The sequence below is a fragment of the Steroidobacter agaridevorans genome (assembly GCF_009932555.1).
Taxonomy (GTDB): Bacteria; Pseudomonadota; Gammaproteobacteria; order Steroidobacterales; family Steroidobacteraceae; genus Steroidobacter; species Steroidobacter agaridevorans.
This window is the reverse complement of the sequence record NZ_BLJO01000006.1, coordinates 302,337-318,237: the sequence shown is the minus strand read 5'-3', so window position 1 is coordinate 318,237 and position 15,901 is coordinate 302,337. Positions and strand designations below refer to the sequence as shown.

General features: G+C 63.0%; 15 protein-coding genes. 10 read left to right on the top strand and 5 right to left on the bottom strand.

The annotated features are described in order from the left end of the window. Window positions 1–62: 62 nt before the first annotated feature. Window positions 63–1,085: a sulfate ABC transporter substrate-binding protein gene (locus GYH35_RS22400; protein ID WP_161829542.1), complete on the bottom strand. Its 1,023-nt coding sequence runs from the start codon at window positions 1,083–1,085 to the stop codon at window positions 63–65. A gap of 32 nt (window positions 1,086–1,117) precedes the next feature. Further along, window positions 1,118–2,530, bottom strand: a complete 1,413-nt coding sequence (locus GYH35_RS22395; protein WP_161829541.1) for an OprO/OprP family phosphate-selective porin — start codon at window positions 2,528–2,530, stop codon at window positions 1,118–1,120. Between the two features lie 416 nt (window positions 2,531–2,946). Between GYH35_RS22395 and GYH35_RS22390 the strand changes: the two genes are divergently transcribed. From GYH35_RS22390 to trpA, 7 genes are read left to right on the top strand one after another with little or no spacing between them, the layout of a single operon-like run. Further along, window positions 2,947–4,332, top strand: a complete 1,386-nt coding sequence (locus tag GYH35_RS22390) for an anthranilate synthase component I family protein (RefSeq protein ID WP_202624498.1) — start codon at window positions 2,947–2,949, stop codon at window positions 4,330–4,332. Beyond that, entirely contained in the window at window positions 4,329–4,934 is a 606-nt protein-coding gene (locus GYH35_RS22385; protein ID WP_235936838.1) for an anthranilate synthase component II, read from the top strand. The genes GYH35_RS22390 and GYH35_RS22385 overlap by 4 nt, the downstream gene beginning before the upstream one ends. Further along, the gene (gene trpD / locus GYH35_RS22380; RefSeq protein ID WP_161829540.1) at window positions 4,931–5,974 is read left to right on the top strand and encodes an anthranilate phosphoribosyltransferase; all 1,044 of its coding nucleotides are present in this window, start codon (window positions 4,931–4,933) and stop codon (window positions 5,972–5,974) included. Before GYH35_RS22385 ends, trpD begins: the two co-directional genes overlap by 4 nt. A gap of 1 nt (window position 5,975) precedes the next feature. Continuing rightward, entirely contained in the window at window positions 5,976–6,848 is an 873-nt protein-coding gene (locus tag GYH35_RS22375; protein WP_161810434.1) for an indole-3-glycerol phosphate synthase TrpC, read from the top strand. Window positions 6,849–6,906: 58 nt separating this feature from the next. Continuing rightward, window positions 6,907–7,515: a phosphoribosylanthranilate isomerase gene (locus GYH35_RS22370; RefSeq protein ID WP_161829539.1), complete on the top strand. Its 609-nt coding sequence runs from the start codon at window positions 6,907–6,909 to the stop codon at window positions 7,513–7,515. Next, the gene (gene trpB / locus GYH35_RS22365) at window positions 7,512–8,756 is read left to right on the top strand and encodes a tryptophan synthase subunit beta (RefSeq protein ID WP_161810436.1); all 1,245 of its coding nucleotides are present in this window, start codon (window positions 7,512–7,514) and stop codon (window positions 8,754–8,756) included. Before GYH35_RS22370 ends, trpB begins: the two co-directional genes overlap by 4 nt. Further along, on the top strand, window positions 8,756–9,526 hold the full coding sequence (gene trpA, locus GYH35_RS22360) for a tryptophan synthase subunit alpha (RefSeq protein WP_161810437.1): 771 nt from the start codon (window positions 8,756–8,758) through the stop codon (window positions 9,524–9,526). The genes trpB and trpA overlap by 1 nt, the downstream gene beginning before the upstream one ends. 535 nt (window positions 9,527–10,061) lie before the next feature. Here trpA and GYH35_RS22355 read toward each other — a convergent pair. Continuing rightward, window positions 10,062–11,558: a putative bifunctional diguanylate cyclase/phosphodiesterase gene (locus GYH35_RS22355; RefSeq protein WP_161829538.1), complete on the bottom strand. Its 1,497-nt coding sequence runs from the start codon at window positions 11,556–11,558 to the stop codon at window positions 10,062–10,064. A 188-nt stretch (window positions 11,559–11,746) separates the two neighbouring features. Here GYH35_RS22355 and GYH35_RS22350 point away from each other — a divergent pair, with 188 nt between their 5' ends. From GYH35_RS22350 to GYH35_RS22340, 3 genes are all read left to right on the top strand, one after another. Then, a complete protein-coding gene (locus GYH35_RS22350) occupies window positions 11,747–12,307 on the top strand; it encodes an LOG family protein (RefSeq protein ID WP_161810439.1) in 561 nt (186 codons plus the stop codon). A gap of 103 nt (window positions 12,308–12,410) precedes the next feature. Beyond that, window positions 12,411–12,782: an aspartate 1-decarboxylase gene (gene panD, locus GYH35_RS22345; protein WP_161810440.1), complete on the top strand. Its 372-nt coding sequence runs from the start codon at window positions 12,411–12,413 to the stop codon at window positions 12,780–12,782. A 13-nt stretch (window positions 12,783–12,795) separates the two neighbouring features. Then, on the top strand, window positions 12,796–13,449 hold the full coding sequence (locus GYH35_RS22340) for a DedA family protein (RefSeq protein WP_161810441.1): 654 nt from the start codon (window positions 12,796–12,798) through the stop codon (window positions 13,447–13,449). Between the two features lie 216 nt (window positions 13,450–13,665). Here the strand turns inward: GYH35_RS22340 and ubiB are convergent, their stop codons facing one another. Further along, complete coding sequence (ubiB, locus tag GYH35_RS22335; protein ID WP_202624496.1) at window positions 13,666–15,303, bottom strand: ubiquinone biosynthesis regulatory protein kinase UbiB; 1,638 nt, start codon at window positions 15,301–15,303, stop codon at window positions 13,666–13,668. A gap of 3 nt (window positions 15,304–15,306) precedes the next feature. Then, entirely contained in the window at window positions 15,307–15,900 is a 594-nt protein-coding gene (locus GYH35_RS22330; RefSeq protein WP_161810442.1) for a ubiquinone biosynthesis accessory factor UbiJ, read from the bottom strand. Between the last annotated feature and the right edge of the window lies 1 nt (window position 15,901).

Sequence of the window (15,901 nt, the reverse complement as noted above, 5' to 3'; positions counted from 1 at the left end):
GGGAGGACGTACCCCCTCCTGGCATGTGCAAGCCACTGGGCCCTCCTAATTCTTACTCCTTCTTACTCCGGCGCGTAAATCTGATCGAACACGCCACCATCCGCGAAGTGCACCTTCTGCGCCTGCGCCCACCCGCCGAAATCCTTGATCGTCACCAGGTTCAACTTCGGGAACGTCTTCTGGTACTTCGCAGCCACCGTCGGATCGATCGGGCGGTAGAAATTCTTCGCGATGATTTCCTGGGCCTCCGGGCTGTACAGATACTTCAAGTACTCGGTCGCCACCTCTCGCGTGCCCCGACGCAGCACCACCTTGTCGACCACCGTCACCGGCGGCTCGGCCAGAATGCTCAGGCTCGGCACCACGATTTCCACCTTGTCCGGGCCCAGTTCCTTGATGGACAGGAACGCTTCGTTTTCCCACGCCAGCAATACGTCACCGATGCCGCGTTGAACGAACGTCGTCGTCGCGCCTCGAGCGCCGGTGTCGAGCACCGGCACGTGACTGAACAGCTTCTTCGTATATTCCTTCGCCGAAGCCTCGCTGCCGCCCGGCTGCTTCAACGCCCAGGCCCAGGCCGCGAGATAGTTCCAGCGCGCGCCGCCCGAGGTCTTGGGATTCGGCGTGATCACTTGCACGCCCGGCTTGATCAAATCGCCCCAGTCCTTGATGCCCTTCGGATTGCCCTTGCGCACCAGGAACACGATGGTCGAAGTGTAGGGCGAGGAGTTGTGCGGCAGGCGGGACTGCCAGTTCACCGGCAGCAGCTTGCCCGTGGAGGCAAGGGCGTCGATGTCGCCCGCGAGCGCCAGCGTCACGACATCGGCCGGCAAGCCGTCGATGACGGTGCGCGCCTGTTTGCCCGAGCCGCCGTGCGATTGTTTGATCGTGACCTTGTCGCCGGTCTGCTTTTCCCAATGCGCCGCGAACGCCTTGTTGTACTCCTCGTACAGTTCGCGCGTCGGATCGTAAGAAACATTCATCAGACTCACATCGGCGGCCTGCGCCACCGGACCGCTCAACGCCAGGCCGGCGAGCGCGATGCCCGCCCAGCGGCGCCATGAAAAAATCCTGAAGCCGGTCATGTGTCGTTCTCTCCGGTAATGACAAAGAAAAATCAGAAGCCCACCGCGAAGCGGGTGAACAGAGCTTTTTCGTCCGCACGGTCGCCGGCGGCGGCGCCGCCATCGAAGCTGGTGACGTCGTAGTTGAGCGACCACTTGTAGTTCTGGGTCAGATACCAGTTCACGCCCACGCCCCAGGCGCTGGCCTTGCTGGCAGCGCTCGCGGGATTCGCAAACGAATCGGCGCCGCCGATGAACGCGTCGTCATCGATATCGAGCTCGTGATAGCGAGCAACCAACTCGAGCGCGCCCCACGTGCCTTGGCTGGGATCGAAGATGGATTGCGGCGTGAAGCCGCGGAACGATTCATCCTCGCCGGTCGCGAACCAAGCGAACTGCACTTGCCAGGCCGTGTTGTCGAGCGTGTCACGGCGCAGTCCCGCGGTCGGCGTCAGTCGGGACACCTCTTGAGAAACTGTCACATACTCGCCGAGCACGCCGAAGCTGCCGATCGAGTAGTACGCCTGCGGCGTCCAGCGCAAGCGCTCGCCATCGGCGATCGTGCCGTTGACACCGGCCGTCGTGCCGCGATAGCTGAAGAATGTTTGCTGCCCGGGCGTGCGATAGCTGGGCAGAAGTGTGGTCGTCGTGCTGCCAGTCGAATTCACATAGGTGCCTGCGATGCCGAAGCCGAGGCCGCGCAATGCGAAGTTGTCCGAGTTCAGGAAAGGTTGGACGAACACGCGAGCCGCCCAATCCCCTTTGGTGTCGTTCTCGGCATCCGCGTTCGGTGTGTTGCTGTCGCTGCTGCTACCGTCGCTGACGCCGTTGAAATAGCCGAGTGAGTAATTCACTACGCCGCCGGAGAGGTCGCCGCCCAGTTGCAGACCCAGATCGCGATTGGGAACGAGGCTGGTTGGCAAGCCGCGCTCGATGAAGCGGAGGTCGGTGGACGAGACCAGGCGCTCCAGACCGACCGGCACTTTGAACTTGCCCGCGGTGACGACGGCCCACGGCTTCAAACGCGCAGCGACGAATGCATCGAGAATGATCGTGCGACCGCCGGCGAAGTCCGGCGTGAACCGAAAGTCATAAATGTTATTGAACGTGCCTTCGAGCGTCGGACGCACTCGGCGTAGAAGCCAGGTGTCGGCGGTCTCCGGCGTGACATCGTCCGCGAAGTAACGGCCATCGAAATGCAGTACGCCGCGAAAGCGCGCGACGTTCGCGCCATCAGCCGATTGAATGCGGAAGCCCTGCTGAGGCGAGGCGCGCACGACCGGCGTCGTCGGGGCGGCGGCCTTCGCGGCTTCCTCACTCAATTCCAGCTTGCGCTCGAGAATGCGGATCCTCTGCTCCTGGGCTTCCAGCCGATCACGCAGCTCCGACAGCTCGTCGGCTTGTGTACCGGCGGCCGCCAGGCTCAGCACCACCGCGATACTTCCGGCCAGCAGATTCGACGCCATAAAACTGCCCCCCGATCGGTTGTTGGTGGTGGCACGCTGCCTCAAGCAGCCCCTAAGTCCATCGTAGGAGTGGGCAGGTGAAGGATCAGTCGGCGTGCCGTGACAAACGGGTCTCAAGCCGACCGGGTAGGTAGAACTTGCGGACCCGCCGGGGACCCGGGTCTAACCCATTGCATACAAGGAAGTTGACTCCCCCTCGGGCGGCCGGTAATACTCACGCGCATGACTACGTCGCTCGCAATTCACCGCTGGTGGTGGCGACCCTCACAGGAGAGGGCCGCTGGAGCTTGTTGGGCGTAACAAACACACACTAGTCAAGCATCCAAAGAACCCATCTCCGCGCACCGATCCGGAGATGGGTTTTTTATCGCCCCTCGCCGGACCGAAGAGCACGGTTCAACGCCGAGGACAGTTCATTGCAACCACCCTTCGACATCGCCGCAGACCTGGACACACCAGTCTCGGCCTATCTGAAGCTCAAGCCCTTCAAGCCGCGCTTTTTGCTGGAAAGCGTCGAGGGCGGCGAGCGTCTGGCGCGGTATTCGTTCATCGGCTTTGGCGACTGCCTGGAAGTCCGGCTCGACGAGCGGGGCTTGAGCATCGACGGGCGCATCGGTCCGCCGCCACAAACCCAGGCTGAATTGCTGAGTGCACTGCGCAGTGCATTGGCTCGCGCCCCACAGCCCAGTCCTCAGATTCCCGGCGTGCCCTTGCCGGGCGGCTTGGTCGGCGCCGCGAGCTACGACCTGGTGCGACGCTTCGAGCGACTGCCGCCGCGAACTCCGCTGGCCGAGCCCACTCCCGAAGCGCACTACCTCGCGCCTCGATCGCTTCTGGTCTTCGACCATCTCACTCGCGGCGTCGCGCTCTTGCACGCCGGCAGTGAAAGCGAGCGAGTGGCTCTGCGTCGCGAGGTGGTGAAGGCGTTACGCGGCGCCATTCCCCCGAGCGACAAGAAGATCAAGTATTCGCCGGCCGTGGGCAGCCTGAGCGAAGAGCAGTACATCCAGGGCGTGCATCGAGTGAAGGAGTACATCGCCGCCGGCGATGTGTATCAGCTGGTGTTGTCGGTGCGCTTCGCCGGCCTGTGCGAGCTGGAGCCGTTCGAAGCGTATCGGGCGCTGCGTCTGCTGAATCCTTCTCCTTATATGTATTTCTGCGAGCTCGGCGACTCGACCATCGTGGGCTCGTCGCCCGAAGCGCTGGTGAAGCTGTCGCGCGGTCGCGGGTCGATGCGTCCGATTGCTGGCACCCGGCCGCGCGGGCGCGACTCGGTCGAAGATGCCTTGCTGCAAAAAGAACTGCTCGCCGATCCGAAAGAAAACGCCGAGCACATCATGCTGGTCGATCTGGCTCGCAACGACCTGGGTCGGGTGGCGAAGGCCGGCACCGTCAATGTGAATCCTTATCGCAGCATCGAGCGCTACAGCCACGTGATGCACATCGTCAGCGGTGTGAACGGCGAGCTCGCTCCAGGCAAAGATGCCTTCGATTTGTTTGCTGCCGCGTTTCCCGCTGGCACGCTGGTTGGAGCGCCAAAAGTGCGCGCGATGGAAATCATCGACGAACTGGAGCCCGTGCGACGCGGCTTCTACGGCGGCACCGTCGGCTACTTCGGTCATGGCGGCGACATGGATCACGCAATCACCATTCGTACGATGGTGTTCCGCGGCGATACCTATAGTTATCAAGCGGGCGCGGGTGTGGTCGCAGACAGCGTCCCCGCTGCGGAATATCAAGAAGTCCTGGCCAAGAGCGCCATCGTGCGCCGTGCGCTGGCGTTGGCGGAGGAGGGGCTGTGAGCAATCCAGAAACAGCACGTTTGTTGCTGATCGATAACTACGATTCGTTCACTTACAACCTGGTGCAGGCCTTCATGGTGCTGGGCGCCGAAGTGCTCGTGCATCGTAACGACAGCATCACCGTCGACCAGGCGAAGTCGCTGAATCCCACGCATCTGTGCATCTCGCCGGGCCCGGGCACGCCGTACGACGCGGGCGTGTCGATGCGCATGATCGAAGCGTTTGCCGGTGAAGTGCCGATCTTCGGGGTGTGTCTCGGCCACCAATCTCTGGTCGAAGTTTTCGGCGGCAAAGTGGTTCGCGCGGGTCGCCTCATGCACGGCAAGACGTCCCTCGTGCATCACGACGGCCAGAGCATCCTGAAGCACATGCCCGAACCGTTCGAAGCCGGCCGCTATCACTCGCTGATCGCGCAGCCCGACACGCTGCCCGATGCGCTCGAAGTGACGGCGCGCACCGATGAAGGCGAGATCATGGGAGTGCGGCACAAGACCTTCAACATCGAAGGCGTGCAGTTCCATCCCGAGAGCGTGCTGACGCCGCAGGGCCCGGTGCTGATGGGCAACTTCCTGCAGCAGCGTTCCGGCAAGCGAGCGGCATGACCATGCGCCAGACGCTGGAACGATTGCTCGATCGCACCAACCTGAGCGAACAGGAAGCTTCGGAGCTGCTCGTCGCGTTGACGGATCCCACGTTGGCGCCGGCCATGGGCGGCGCTGTTCTCGCAGCATTGCGCGCCAAGGGCGTGACGGCGGATGAAGTGCGCGGTTTCGCGAAGAGCATGCGCAAGCTCGCGCGTCGCCCGGAGTTATCGCCCGGTGGTCCGCTGGTCGACATGGTCGGTACGGGCGGCGATGGTTCGGGCAGCTTCAATCTTTCCACCGGTGCGGCGTTGTTGGTTGCGTCGATGGGCATTCGCGTCGCGAAGCACGGCACCAGTTCTGTTTCCAGTCGCAGCGGCAGCGCCGATGTCATCCGCGCGCTTGGACTGGGCTTGCCGCTCGATGAGCGAGCGTCGGGCGAGTGTCTGGATGCGACCAGCTTTACGTTCTTCTTTGCGCCTCACTACCACCCGGCGATGAAAGCGGTGATGCCGATCCGACAGGCGCTCGGTGTCCGTACCGTGTTCAATATTCTGGGCCCCTTGTCGAATCCCGCCGAACCCGACTTTCATTTGATCGGCGCGTACAACGTCGATATCGCGGAATTGATGGCCGAGACGATGGCGGGCATGCCGCTGAAGCGTGCTTACGTCGTGCACGGTGCGTCGGGCTGGGATGAAGCGACGCCGATCGGGCCGTTCACGGTGTTCGATGTCACGCCCGGCAAGGTCGTGCGCTCGACGCGCAGTGCCGAGGAATTCATGCTGCCCCAGTGCAGCGTCGAAGAGTTGAAGGGCGGCGATGCGGCCTATAACGCCGAGCATCTGCGCGCCGTTCTGGAAGGCCGGGAACAGGGTGCCCATCGCAACGCGTTGATCTTACAGGCCGCTCTCGTGCTCGAATTGCTGGGCAAAGCCGCTTCGGCGCAGGATGCAGCGCACATGGCGCAGGACGCCATCGAGAGCGGCGCCGGGCGGCGCCTGTTGGAAAAATTGACGGCTTTCGGCCAGAAGCAATCGGCCGCGAGCCAGGGGCGCTGACATGTCCGGCCTGCTTGCTCAAATGACTCAATCGAGCCAGACGCGGCTCGAACAAGCGCGTGCGCGCGAACCCGAAAAGGCGTTGTGGGCGCGAGCCTGCGATATGCCGCCGGCGCCGCCGTTGCGCCTGTCGCCGGAAGGTTTCGATGTGATCGCCGAGTGCAAGCTGCACTCGCCGTCGGCAGGCGATCTGTCCGCCAATACCAGCGATGTCGAAAGCCGCGTCACCGAATATGCATGTGGCGGTGCATGCGCCGTGTCCGTGCTCACCGAGCCGGTGCGCTTCGGCGGTCAGCTCGAACACCTGACGCGCGCCGCGCAGGTGCTCGCTCCTCACAACGTGCCGGTGATGCGTAAAGACTTTCTCATCGATCCTTACCAGGTGATGGAAGGTCGCGCGGCGGGTGCAGGCGGTGTGCTGGTCATCGTGCGCATGCTCGACAAGAGTCGCATCACGGCGCTGCTCGACTGTGCCTGCATGTTGAAGATGTTTGTGTTGCTCGAAGCGTTCGATGCCGCCGATCTGGAGATCGCGCGCGAAGTGCTGGCGCTGCGTCGGAGCCACGATGAAAAGATCCTGGTCGGGCTGAATTGCCGCGATCTCGACAAGCTCACCGTCGAGTTGTCGCGCCTGTCCGAGCTGGCCCATAGCATGCCGCAGGGTTTTGCGCCGGTTGCCGAGAGCGGAGTGAATACGCTGGATGACGTGACGAAGATCGTCAGTCTCGGTTACCGCGTCGCCTTGATCGGCACGACGCTGATGAAAGCGCCGCAGCCGCGAGAACTGCTGGGCAAGTTGCTTTCGACCGGTCGTCAGACCGCGATGGGCATGGCCACTCGCAGGCTGCGCATTGCGAAGGGCGAAGTGAGCTGATGGCCTTACGATCTGCAACGCTTCGCCTCGATGCGGCGACCACGCGCACGGGCCAGCTGTGAGCGAGAGCATCTGGGTCAAGGTCTGTGGGCTGACCACAGCGGATGCTGTTGCGGCGGCGGTCGACGCCCGAGCCGATGCAGTTGGCTTTGTGTTCGCGGAGTCGAAGCGCCGAGTGACGGCGGTCCAGGCGGCCGAGCTGGCGCGCGATGTGCCTCGTGACATCCTGCGTGTCGCGGTGATGTTGCACCCATCGCAGGCGGAGCTCGACGAAGTATGGTCACAGTTCCGACCTGACGTTCTGCAAACGGACGTCGATGACCTCGCGACCTTGCAGGTGCCCGCTGGCTTGCAAGTGACGCCGGTGTTTCGCGCAGGTCGCGCGTTGCCGGCGACTTTGCCGACGCGGTTGCTGTTCGAAGGCCCGGTCAGCGGCACTGGCGAGACGACGGATTGGTCGGCAGCTGCCGAGCTCGCTGCACGAACGCAGCTGATTCTGGCGGGCGGGCTGAAGCCAGCGAACGTGGCCGACGCGATTGCGATCGCCCGCCCGTTCGGCGTCGACGTGAGCAGCGGCGTGGAAGCGCGGCCCGGTGTGAAGGATCCGCAAAAGATTTATGACTTTGTCCGTAACGCACGTGCGGCGGGCAACGGAGCAGTGAAATGAAACATTCCTTGAGCAAGAGCGAGCAGCAGGCGCTGATCGCCAATGTCCAGCAGGACGCCTACCCCGACGAGCGCGGCCGGTTCGGGCCGTTCGGCGGCCGCTACATTCCAGAAACGCTGGTGCCGGCGCTCGACCGTCTGCAGGTCGGCGTCGACCGCTATCTGCGCGATCCGGACTTCCTGCGTGAGTTTCATGACGAGCTGCATAATTGGGTCGGTCGCGCGACGCCGCTGACCTTCGCGCGCACACTGTCCGAAAAGTGGGGCGCAGAGATCTGGTTGAAGCGCGAAGATCTCGCGCACACCGGCGCGCACAAGATCAACAACTCCATCGGCCAGGTGCTGCTGGCGAAGAAGCTCGGGGCGAAGCGAGTGATTGCTGAAACTGGCGCGGGCCAACACGGTGTGGCGTCGGCCGCCGCCTGCGCGCGCCTGGGCATGCCCTGCACTGTATATATGGGCTCGGTCGACATGGAGCGCCAGGCGCCCAACGTCGGCCGCATGAAGTTGCTCGGCGCGACGGTCGTTCCCGTCACCAGCGGCGATAAGACACTTCGCGCTGCGGTGGATGAAGCGCTGCGCGACTGGGTATCCGATCCGAATGGCACGTACTACTGTCTGGGCTCGGCAATCGGTCCGCATCCGTATCCGTACATCGTGCGTGAGTTGCAGTCGGTCATCGGCCGTGAAGCTCGTGTGCAGATTCTCGAGCGCACCGGCAAGCTGCCCGATCTGGTCGTCGCGTGTGTCGGTGGCGGCTCGAACGCGATCGGCATGTTCCATCCGTTCGTCAAAGACAAAGACGTGCAGATGCTGGGTCTCGAAGCGGGCGGCATCGGTACGGGGCTCGGTCAGAACGCGGCGTCGATCGCGTACGGTACGCCGGGCGTTCTGCAAGGCTGCTTCTCCTTGTTGTTACAAGACGAGAATGGCCAGATTCAGGAAACGCACTCGGTGTCGGCCGGCCTCGACTATCCCGGCGTCGGTCCCGAGCATGCGCTGCTGGCAAGCATCGATCGCGTGAAGTACGAAGCTGTGAATGACGATGACGCGCTCGCCGCACTGGCCGAGTGTTGTGCGGCCGAAGGCATTCTGCCGGCGATCGAATCGTCCCACGCGCTGGCCGGTGCGAAACGCTACGCCCTCGCCAATCCCGGCAAGCGCATCCTGATCGCGCTCTCGGGTCGCGGCGACAAAGACATGCCGACGCTGCAACGTACTCTGTTGAAGGATGTGCTCTGATGCCCGCCCGTGATTCCATCAGCACCGCGATTCGCGATCGGCGTGAGACCGGCCAACCGGCGTTGATCGCTTACATCACCGCGGGCTTTCCCAAAAAGGAAGGCTTCATTCAGCAACTGAACGCGGTCGGCGCCGTGGCCGATGTCGTCGAAGTCGGCGTGCCATTCACCGATCCCATGGCGGACGGCACGACGATTCAGCGTTCCAGTCGCGCAGCTCTGGAGCAAGGAGTCTCGTTGCGGTGGATTCTGCAGGAGCTGACGCGCGCGGAAGTGAAGCCGCGGGCGCCGTTGCTGTTGATGAGCTACCTGAACCCACTGCTCGCTTATGGCATCGACAAGCTGCCCGAGGACGCGGCACGCGCTGGCATCGCGGGCTTCATCGTTCCCGATCTGCCGTTCGAGGAAAGTCATGAGCTGCGCAATGCGCTGGACGCACGCGGCCTCGCGCTCGTTCAGTTTGTCACGCCGGTGACACCAGTAGAACGAATGCAGATGCTCACCGAAGGCAGCGGCGGATTCATCTATGCGGTTACCATGACTGGCACCACTGGCAAGAACGTCGCGGTGCCCGAGGAAGTGCTGGAGTACTTCGCTCGAGTGAAGAAAATCTCGCCAGTGCCGGTGTGTGCGGGCTTCGGCATTCGCAGTCGCGAGCAGGTTCAGCGACTGGCGCCGTTCATCGATGGCGCGATCGTTGGCTCGGCGCTGGTCGAAGTGCTGGAGCGAGGCGACGATCCGGCGCAATTCCTGCGATCGCTGCGTGAGTAGCATCGCCACTGTCGCGCGCGAGCGACGGTAAATATTTCCAATTCATGAACGAGTCGCTGCATCTCCACGATGCAGCGGCGCGCTCGGCCCATCGTTCACTTGCGCTGTAGCCGCGAGCTTAGGAACAATCCGCCGCCTCGATTCTTAAGAACGTCAGTGGGTGCAATGCACGTTCGACGTGTTCAGGCGGGAGTGATGGCGTCGAAGTCTCCAGGTTTTTTCGCATCGCTGTTCGGGGCCAAGAAACCCCCGAAGCAGAGCCAGACGATTTCTCAAACCAAAACCAATCCCTATCACGCCGTTTCCGTTCTGCCCGGCACCGATGCGTGTGCCGCGGCCTATCGTTTTTCCGGCCAGCGGTTCTTATCCCGGCAGGCGCCGCGCTTGCCATTGCCCAGCTGCGATGTCGCAACGTGCGGCTGTCGCTTCAAACATCATAAAGATCGACGCTCCGGTCCGCGACGAAACAGCGACGTGGGCATGATGATGGCGGGGTATTCCGGAAACGAGCGCCGCCAGTCTCGCGGCCGTCGCTCTACCGATCACTACTAGCGCTTTCCGGCGAGAACGCCGACAAGCGGCTCTGTGTGCGAAGCATGTCGGCTTCGGTCAGCTCCGGAAGATCGGCGCGCAGTTTTTGCAACAGCGCTTCGAACGCCGATGGCGGCACGGCCGGACTGCAGAAGAATCCTTGATACTGATCGCAGCCGAGCTCGCGCAGATAGCCGAGTTGCTCGGCGGTTTCGACGCCTTCGGCCACGACTCGCAGCCGCAAGTTGTGAGCAAGCGAGATGATGGCCTTGACGATGGACGCATCGGCCGGACTCGACATCAGGTCGCGGACGAAGCTGCGATCGATCTTGAGCTTGTCGAGTGGGAAGCGCCGCAGGTAACTCAGGCTGGAGTAGCCGGTGCCGAAGTCGTCGATGGAAATGTGCACGCCCATGGTGCTCAGGAATTCCAGCGTCGACGCGGATTTCTCCGCGTCGTCCATGATGGCGCTTTCGGTCAGCTCGAGCTCCAGGTAGCCGGGTTGCAGCTGGGCTTCTTCGAGCGCCGAGCGAATCACCGCGACCAGGTCGACATGCCGAAACTGCTTGGCTGAAAGATTTACCGCCACGCGCACCGGCGACATTCCTGAATCGATCCACGCACGCACCTGACGGCAGGAGTCGCGCAGCACCCATTCGCCGATCTGCACGATCAGCCCGGTATCTTCGGCGATCGGAATAAACACATTCGGCGGCACGAGGCCGCGCGTGGGATGGCGCCAACGCAGCAGGGCTTCGGCGCTTCGTATGCGATTAGTGCCGATATCGACCTTGGGCTGATAGTGCAGCTCCAGCTGCCCCAGCTCGACCGCGCGGCGCAAATCATTTTCCAGCGACAAGCGTTCGTCTGCGGCGTTCGACATTTCCAGCGCATAGAAGCGATAGCTGCCGCGACTCGCCGCCTTCGCGACGCGCAGGGCCATCTCCGCCCGGCGCAACAGGATATCGAACGTATCGCCGTCGAGCGGATACATGCTGATGCCCATGGTCAGCGAGGTGTGAATGTCGAACGAAGCGATCACGAACGGCTCGCGCACCGCCTCGGTGATTTTGTTGACGAGCGTTTCGGCATCGCGCGGACCCTTCAGCTCGCGCGCAATGATGGTGAACTCGTCGCCCGCCAGCCGTGCCAGCACATGGTTGTGACCGAGGATCGCGCGCAATCGCTGCGCCAACCCGAGCAGCAGCTCGTCGCCGGCCTGGTGACCGAGGGAATCGTTGATGGGTTTGAGACGATCGACGTTCAGGACGATGACCGCGAATTCGTTGGCGCTGTGCTTGGAATCGAGGATGGCCTGCGCGGCCACGGAAGCCGCAGCGCGTCGGGTGGGCAGGCCGGTCAGGTAGTCGGCGCCGTCACGCCGGCGCAGGACCCGCTCGCGATGCAGCTGGATCGCAAACCACGTGGCGATGGCCGTCGGCGCCGCGAGGATCGCGAGCAGCGGCAGGTACGCCAGCCAGTATTGAAGAGTCCCTTGCATGTACCCAAACGGTCGTCGTGCCCCGCGGCCGCGAGACATCTGTTGAACATATCGGGCACTGGCCACCCGGCTTGAGATCCAGTGCTCCAAAGAACACTGACAGGCGTCGGTCAAGTCGCGAAGTGTGCGCTGGTTCGCACGCCTCGTCGTCTCGATTAACGTAATGGCGCCTCGGTTACAATCGGGCCATGCGTTCCATCTGTGTGTTTTGCGGGTCCAGCCCCGGCAATCGGCCCGAATATCTGGATCTGGCGCGGGAAACCGGCCGCCTGATCGCCGAGCGGCAGCTCACCCTGGTCTATGGCGGCGGCAAAGTGGGGCTGATGGGCGCCCTGGCGGATGCGGCCCTGGCCGCTGGCGGGCGGGTCATCGGCATCATTCCGCAGATGCTGCTGGATCGCGAAGTCGGCCATCCGGGCCTGACCGAGCTGCGCGTCGTCAGCTCCCTGTCCGAGCGCAAGTTCGTGATGGGCGTGCTGTCCGACGCGTTTCTGAGCCTGCCGGGCGGCATCGGCACCCTGGACGAGCTGTTCGAGGCCTGGAGCTGGTTTCAGCTGGGGCTGCACAAGAAGCCGAGCGGACTGCTGAATTTCCAGGGTTATTACGATCAGCTCGTGCAGTTTCTGGACCTGGCCGTGTCGGAGGGCTTCCAACGGCCTCGGCACCGGGCGGCGCTGCTGGTCGGGACAGAGATCGAGTCATTGCTCGATCAGCTAATGGCTGCTTCCAAAGACGCGCCAGCGACGTAATTCTGCGGCCCCGTGTCGCCTTGACACAGGTGCCCCCTGCCTGCAGCCTTCGGGCCGCGATCTGCAGGGCTGGCGCCAGGCCCACCGACTGAAGAGGACCCTCATGCTCCGAACCATGCTCCAGGCCAAGCTGCACCGAGTGCGCGTGACCCAGGCCGATCTCGATTACGAAGGCTCGTGCGGCATCGACGAAGGTCTGCTGGAAGCATCCGGGCTACGGGAAAATCAGTACATCGAGCTCTACAACGTGAACAACGGCGAGCGTTTCTCGACGTACATCATCAAGCAGCCCCGCGGCTCCGGCGCGATCCAGTTGAACGGCGCCGCGGCCCGCCGGGCCATGGTCGGCGACCTGCTGATCATCTGCGCCTACTCGCAATATTCCGACGCCGAGGTCGAGAAGCACGAGCCCATCGTCGTGCTGGTCGACGAGCACAACCAGCCCCGCGTGAAGCCGCTGCGAGCCGCGTCCTGAGGCGCCGACCCGCATGGAGCTGATCACGTGGTTCGTTGATTTCATCCTGCACCTCGACAAGCACCTCATCGAGCTCATCGCCGATTATCACTACTGGGTCTACGCGATCCTGTTCGTGATCATTTTCTGCGAGACCGGCGTGGTGGTGACGCCGATTCTCCCGGGCGATTCGTTGTTGTTTGCTCTAGGTGCGCTGGCGGCGGTCGATACCACGGGCACGCTCAATGCGCCGGCGTTGTGGGCGTTGTTGATGGTGGCGGCCTGGCTGGGCGATGCCACCAACTTCCGCATCGGCCGGGCGATCGGGCCGCGAGCGTTCAGCGGCACCATTCCCTGGCTGAAAAAGGAATATCTGGATCGGACGCACGCGTTCTACGAGAAGTACGGCGGCAAGACCATCGTGCTGGCGCGCTTCGTGCCGATCGTGCGTACGTTCGCGCCGTTCGTCGCCGGTGTGGGCGATATGAACCGGGCGAAGTTCTTCACCTACAACCTGCTGGGCGGGTTCCTGTGGGTGACGATTTTCATCTGGGGCGGCTACTTGTTCGGCAACGTACCGCTGATCAAGGAGAACTTCGGCATCGTCACGATTGTGATCATCGTGGTGTCGGTGATGCCGGTAGTGTGGGAGCTGATCCGCGGCGGCCACAAGCCCGCCGGCGCATAACGCAGCCACAGTAGTTTTTTTATTGTGGCCTGCGGCCGGCCCCGGATCGCGACCGCTGCGCGGCGCGAGGAAAGTTGCTTGAATTGTGGGCGGGTGCCCAACGCAGCCGCAGTTAGTTTTTGAGGTGCCTGCGGCCGGCCCAGATTGCGCCCGCTGCGCGGCGCAAGGAATTCTGTTCCGGGCGCCGCAGGCGAAAAAAATAAAATAGTTGCTGCGTTATCTGCGGAGAGTGAGCAGACCCACGATGCTCGCTCCGAGCAACGTGTAACCCAGCCAATCCGGGCCCGCTCCCGCCGCGATAAGAATGATCCCGCTGAGCGCCCCAACGGCAGTCACTATCGTCACATCGCGGCGGCGGCCGTCTTCCTTGATGGTCAGTTTCAGCCGTTCGATCTCCGTCGTATCGATGGGCACTCTGAACCGTCCGTCCGACGCGCGTTGAACCGCGTTCTCCACCAGCGGCGGCAGCTGATGTAACGCCTGCAACATATCCGGCAGCTGTTTGCGAACATCTCGGGCCAGCGCTCGCAGGCTCCACCGTTCGGCCATCCACTGGCGGAGCAGCGGCTGTGCCGTCTTCCACAAATCCAGATCCGGATACAGCTGACGGCCGACGCCTTCGATCTGCAGCAGCGTCTTCTGGATCAGCATCAGCTGCGGCTGCAGCTGCGCGTCGAAGCGTTGAGCTGCTTCGAACAGGCTGATCAACACCTGGCCGAAGGATATCTCCCGCAACGGTTTGTTCGCGATCGGCTCGCACACCGTACGTACCGCCGACTCCAGTTCATCGACGCGAACATGCGCGGGAATCCAGCCCGAATCGATGTGCAGCTGAGCGATGCGGCGATAGTCGTGCTCGAAGAACGCCAGGAAGTTCTCCGCGAGATAGTGCTGATCGCGGGGCGCCAGCGTTCCGACGATGCCGAAGTCGACCGCGGCGTACTGCGGCTGCTCGGGATTGTCGAGCAGCACGAAGATGTTGCCCGGATGCATGTCGGCATGGAAAAAATTGTGGCGGAACGCCTGTGTGAAAAAGATCTCCACGCCGTTCTCTGCCAGGCGCTGGATGTTAGCGCCGCGCCTCTGCAGCTCCGCGATGTCGTTGATCAGCACGCCTTGCACACGCTCCATCACCATCACGTTGTGGCGCGTGTAATCCCAGTAAACCTCGGGCACATACAACAGCCGTGAGTTTGCAAAGTTGCGTTTCAGTTGCTGAGCGTTGGCCGCCTCGCGCTTCAGATCCAGCTCATCGATGATGGTCTTCTCGTACTCGCGCACCAGCTCGACGGGCCGCAGACGCGGCGCGTCGCTCCAGTAGCGGTTCGCGAGATCTGCGAGCGCATACAAGACCTCGACATCGCGCTCGATGAGCTTGCGAATGCCGGGCCGCACGATCTTGACGACCACTTCCTTGCCGTCCTTGAGCTGTGCGCCGTGCACTTGAGCAATCGTGGCGGCCGCCAGCGGAGCGGCATCGAAACGAGCGAACACATCGCTGGTCGGGCGCTCATAGGCGGCCTCGACGATGGCGCGCGCGGCGTCGTTCGAAAACGGCGGCACGCGGTCCTGCAGTTTCTCCAGCTCATCTGCGATATCCCGCGGCAGCAGGTCGCGACGCGTCGAGAGCGTCTGGCCGAATTTCATGAAGATCGGACCCAGCTCCTCGAGCGCGAGACGCAATCGTTCGCCGCGTGAGAGCGAAGCTTTACGCCGGAACCAGGTGTTCGGCGAAAGATAGAACGCGAACCGCACCGGCCGGAACAGGTGGGTCGCGAGAATGATCTCGTCCAGGCGATGGCGCACCAGGACGCGTTGGATCTGCAGCAGCCGGGAAATAACTCTCAGGCGCATGCGTCAACCGCGCTTGCGTTCGAGCAGTGACAGGCGAGCCTCGAAGCGATCGACATCGTCGCGCAGCTTGTCGACGCCAGTAATGAATTCATCCGCCTCGGTCCGGCTGGGAGCATCGCGCCCTTCTTCTTGGAGATATTCAGAAACATTTTGCGCGAACGTGTCGACAGCCCGGCGTGCGAAGCCAAGCGCCGAGCGCGCCGCATTGCCGACCTGATGGGCAGCGACATCGCCAATGACGCGCGACAGCTCTTCTTCCAGATCCGGCCGCGCCTGCTTGAGCAACTCGCTGAACGTTTGCGCGATCTCGGCATCGCCATGAATGTGCACCGAACCTGTTCGCAGCGCCGCTTCGGGCGCGGGCCCGGCCATGCGGAGCAGCGACAGGGGCGTGCCCGACAGCGTCGCGTTCGGCGTGCCTTCGTGCTGCGTGTCGAGCGACATTTGCTCGCCGTTCGATCTGAAATAGATGCTGAGCGGCATGCCTTCGACGTGCAGCGCCATCACCTTGGAGTCCAGGCGGCGGCACAACGCGCGGGCGGCCGACGACGCGGCGATATTCCGGTTGAGCAGCGATTCCAGCGGCGTCAGGCGCATG

Bases quoted from the DNA above. Each gene is read 5' to 3' on its own strand.
- GYH35_RS22400 (WP_161829542.1), bottom strand. From the start codon at position 1,085: ATGACCGGCTTCAGGATTTTTTCATGGCGCCGCTGGGCGGGCATCGCG.
- GYH35_RS22395 (WP_161829541.1), bottom strand. From the start codon at position 2,530: ATGGCGTCGAATCTGCTGGCCGGAAGTATCGCGGTGGTGCTGAGCCTG.
- trpD (WP_161829540.1), top strand. From the start codon at position 4,931: ATGACCATGCGCCAGACGCTGGAACGATTGCTCGATCGCACCAACCTG.
- GYH35_RS22375 (WP_161810434.1), top strand. From the start codon at position 5,976: ATGTCCGGCCTGCTTGCTCAAATGACTCAATCGAGCCAGACGCGGCTC.
- trpB (WP_161810436.1), top strand. From the start codon at position 7,512: ATGAAACATTCCTTGAGCAAGAGCGAGCAGCAGGCGCTGATCGCCAAT.
- trpA (WP_161810437.1), top strand. From the start codon at position 8,756: ATGCCCGCCCGTGATTCCATCAGCACCGCGATTCGCGATCGGCGTGAG.
- GYH35_RS22355 (WP_161829538.1), bottom strand. From the start codon at position 11,558: ATGCAAGGGACTCTTCAATACTGGCTGGCGTACCTGCCGCTGCTCGCG.
- GYH35_RS22350 (WP_161810439.1), top strand. From the start codon at position 11,747: ATGCGTTCCATCTGTGTGTTTTGCGGGTCCAGCCCCGGCAATCGGCCC.
- panD (WP_161810440.1), top strand. From the start codon at position 12,411: ATGCTCCGAACCATGCTCCAGGCCAAGCTGCACCGAGTGCGCGTGACC.
- GYH35_RS22340 (WP_161810441.1), top strand. From the start codon at position 12,796: ATGGAGCTGATCACGTGGTTCGTTGATTTCATCCTGCACCTCGACAAG.
- ubiB (WP_202624496.1), bottom strand. From the start codon at position 15,303: ATGCGCCTGAGAGTTATTTCCCGGCTGCTGCAGATCCAACGCGTCCTG.
- GYH35_RS22330 (WP_161810442.1), bottom strand. From the start codon at position 15,900: ATGCGCCTGACGCCGCTGGAATCGCTGCTCAACCGGAATATCGCCGCG.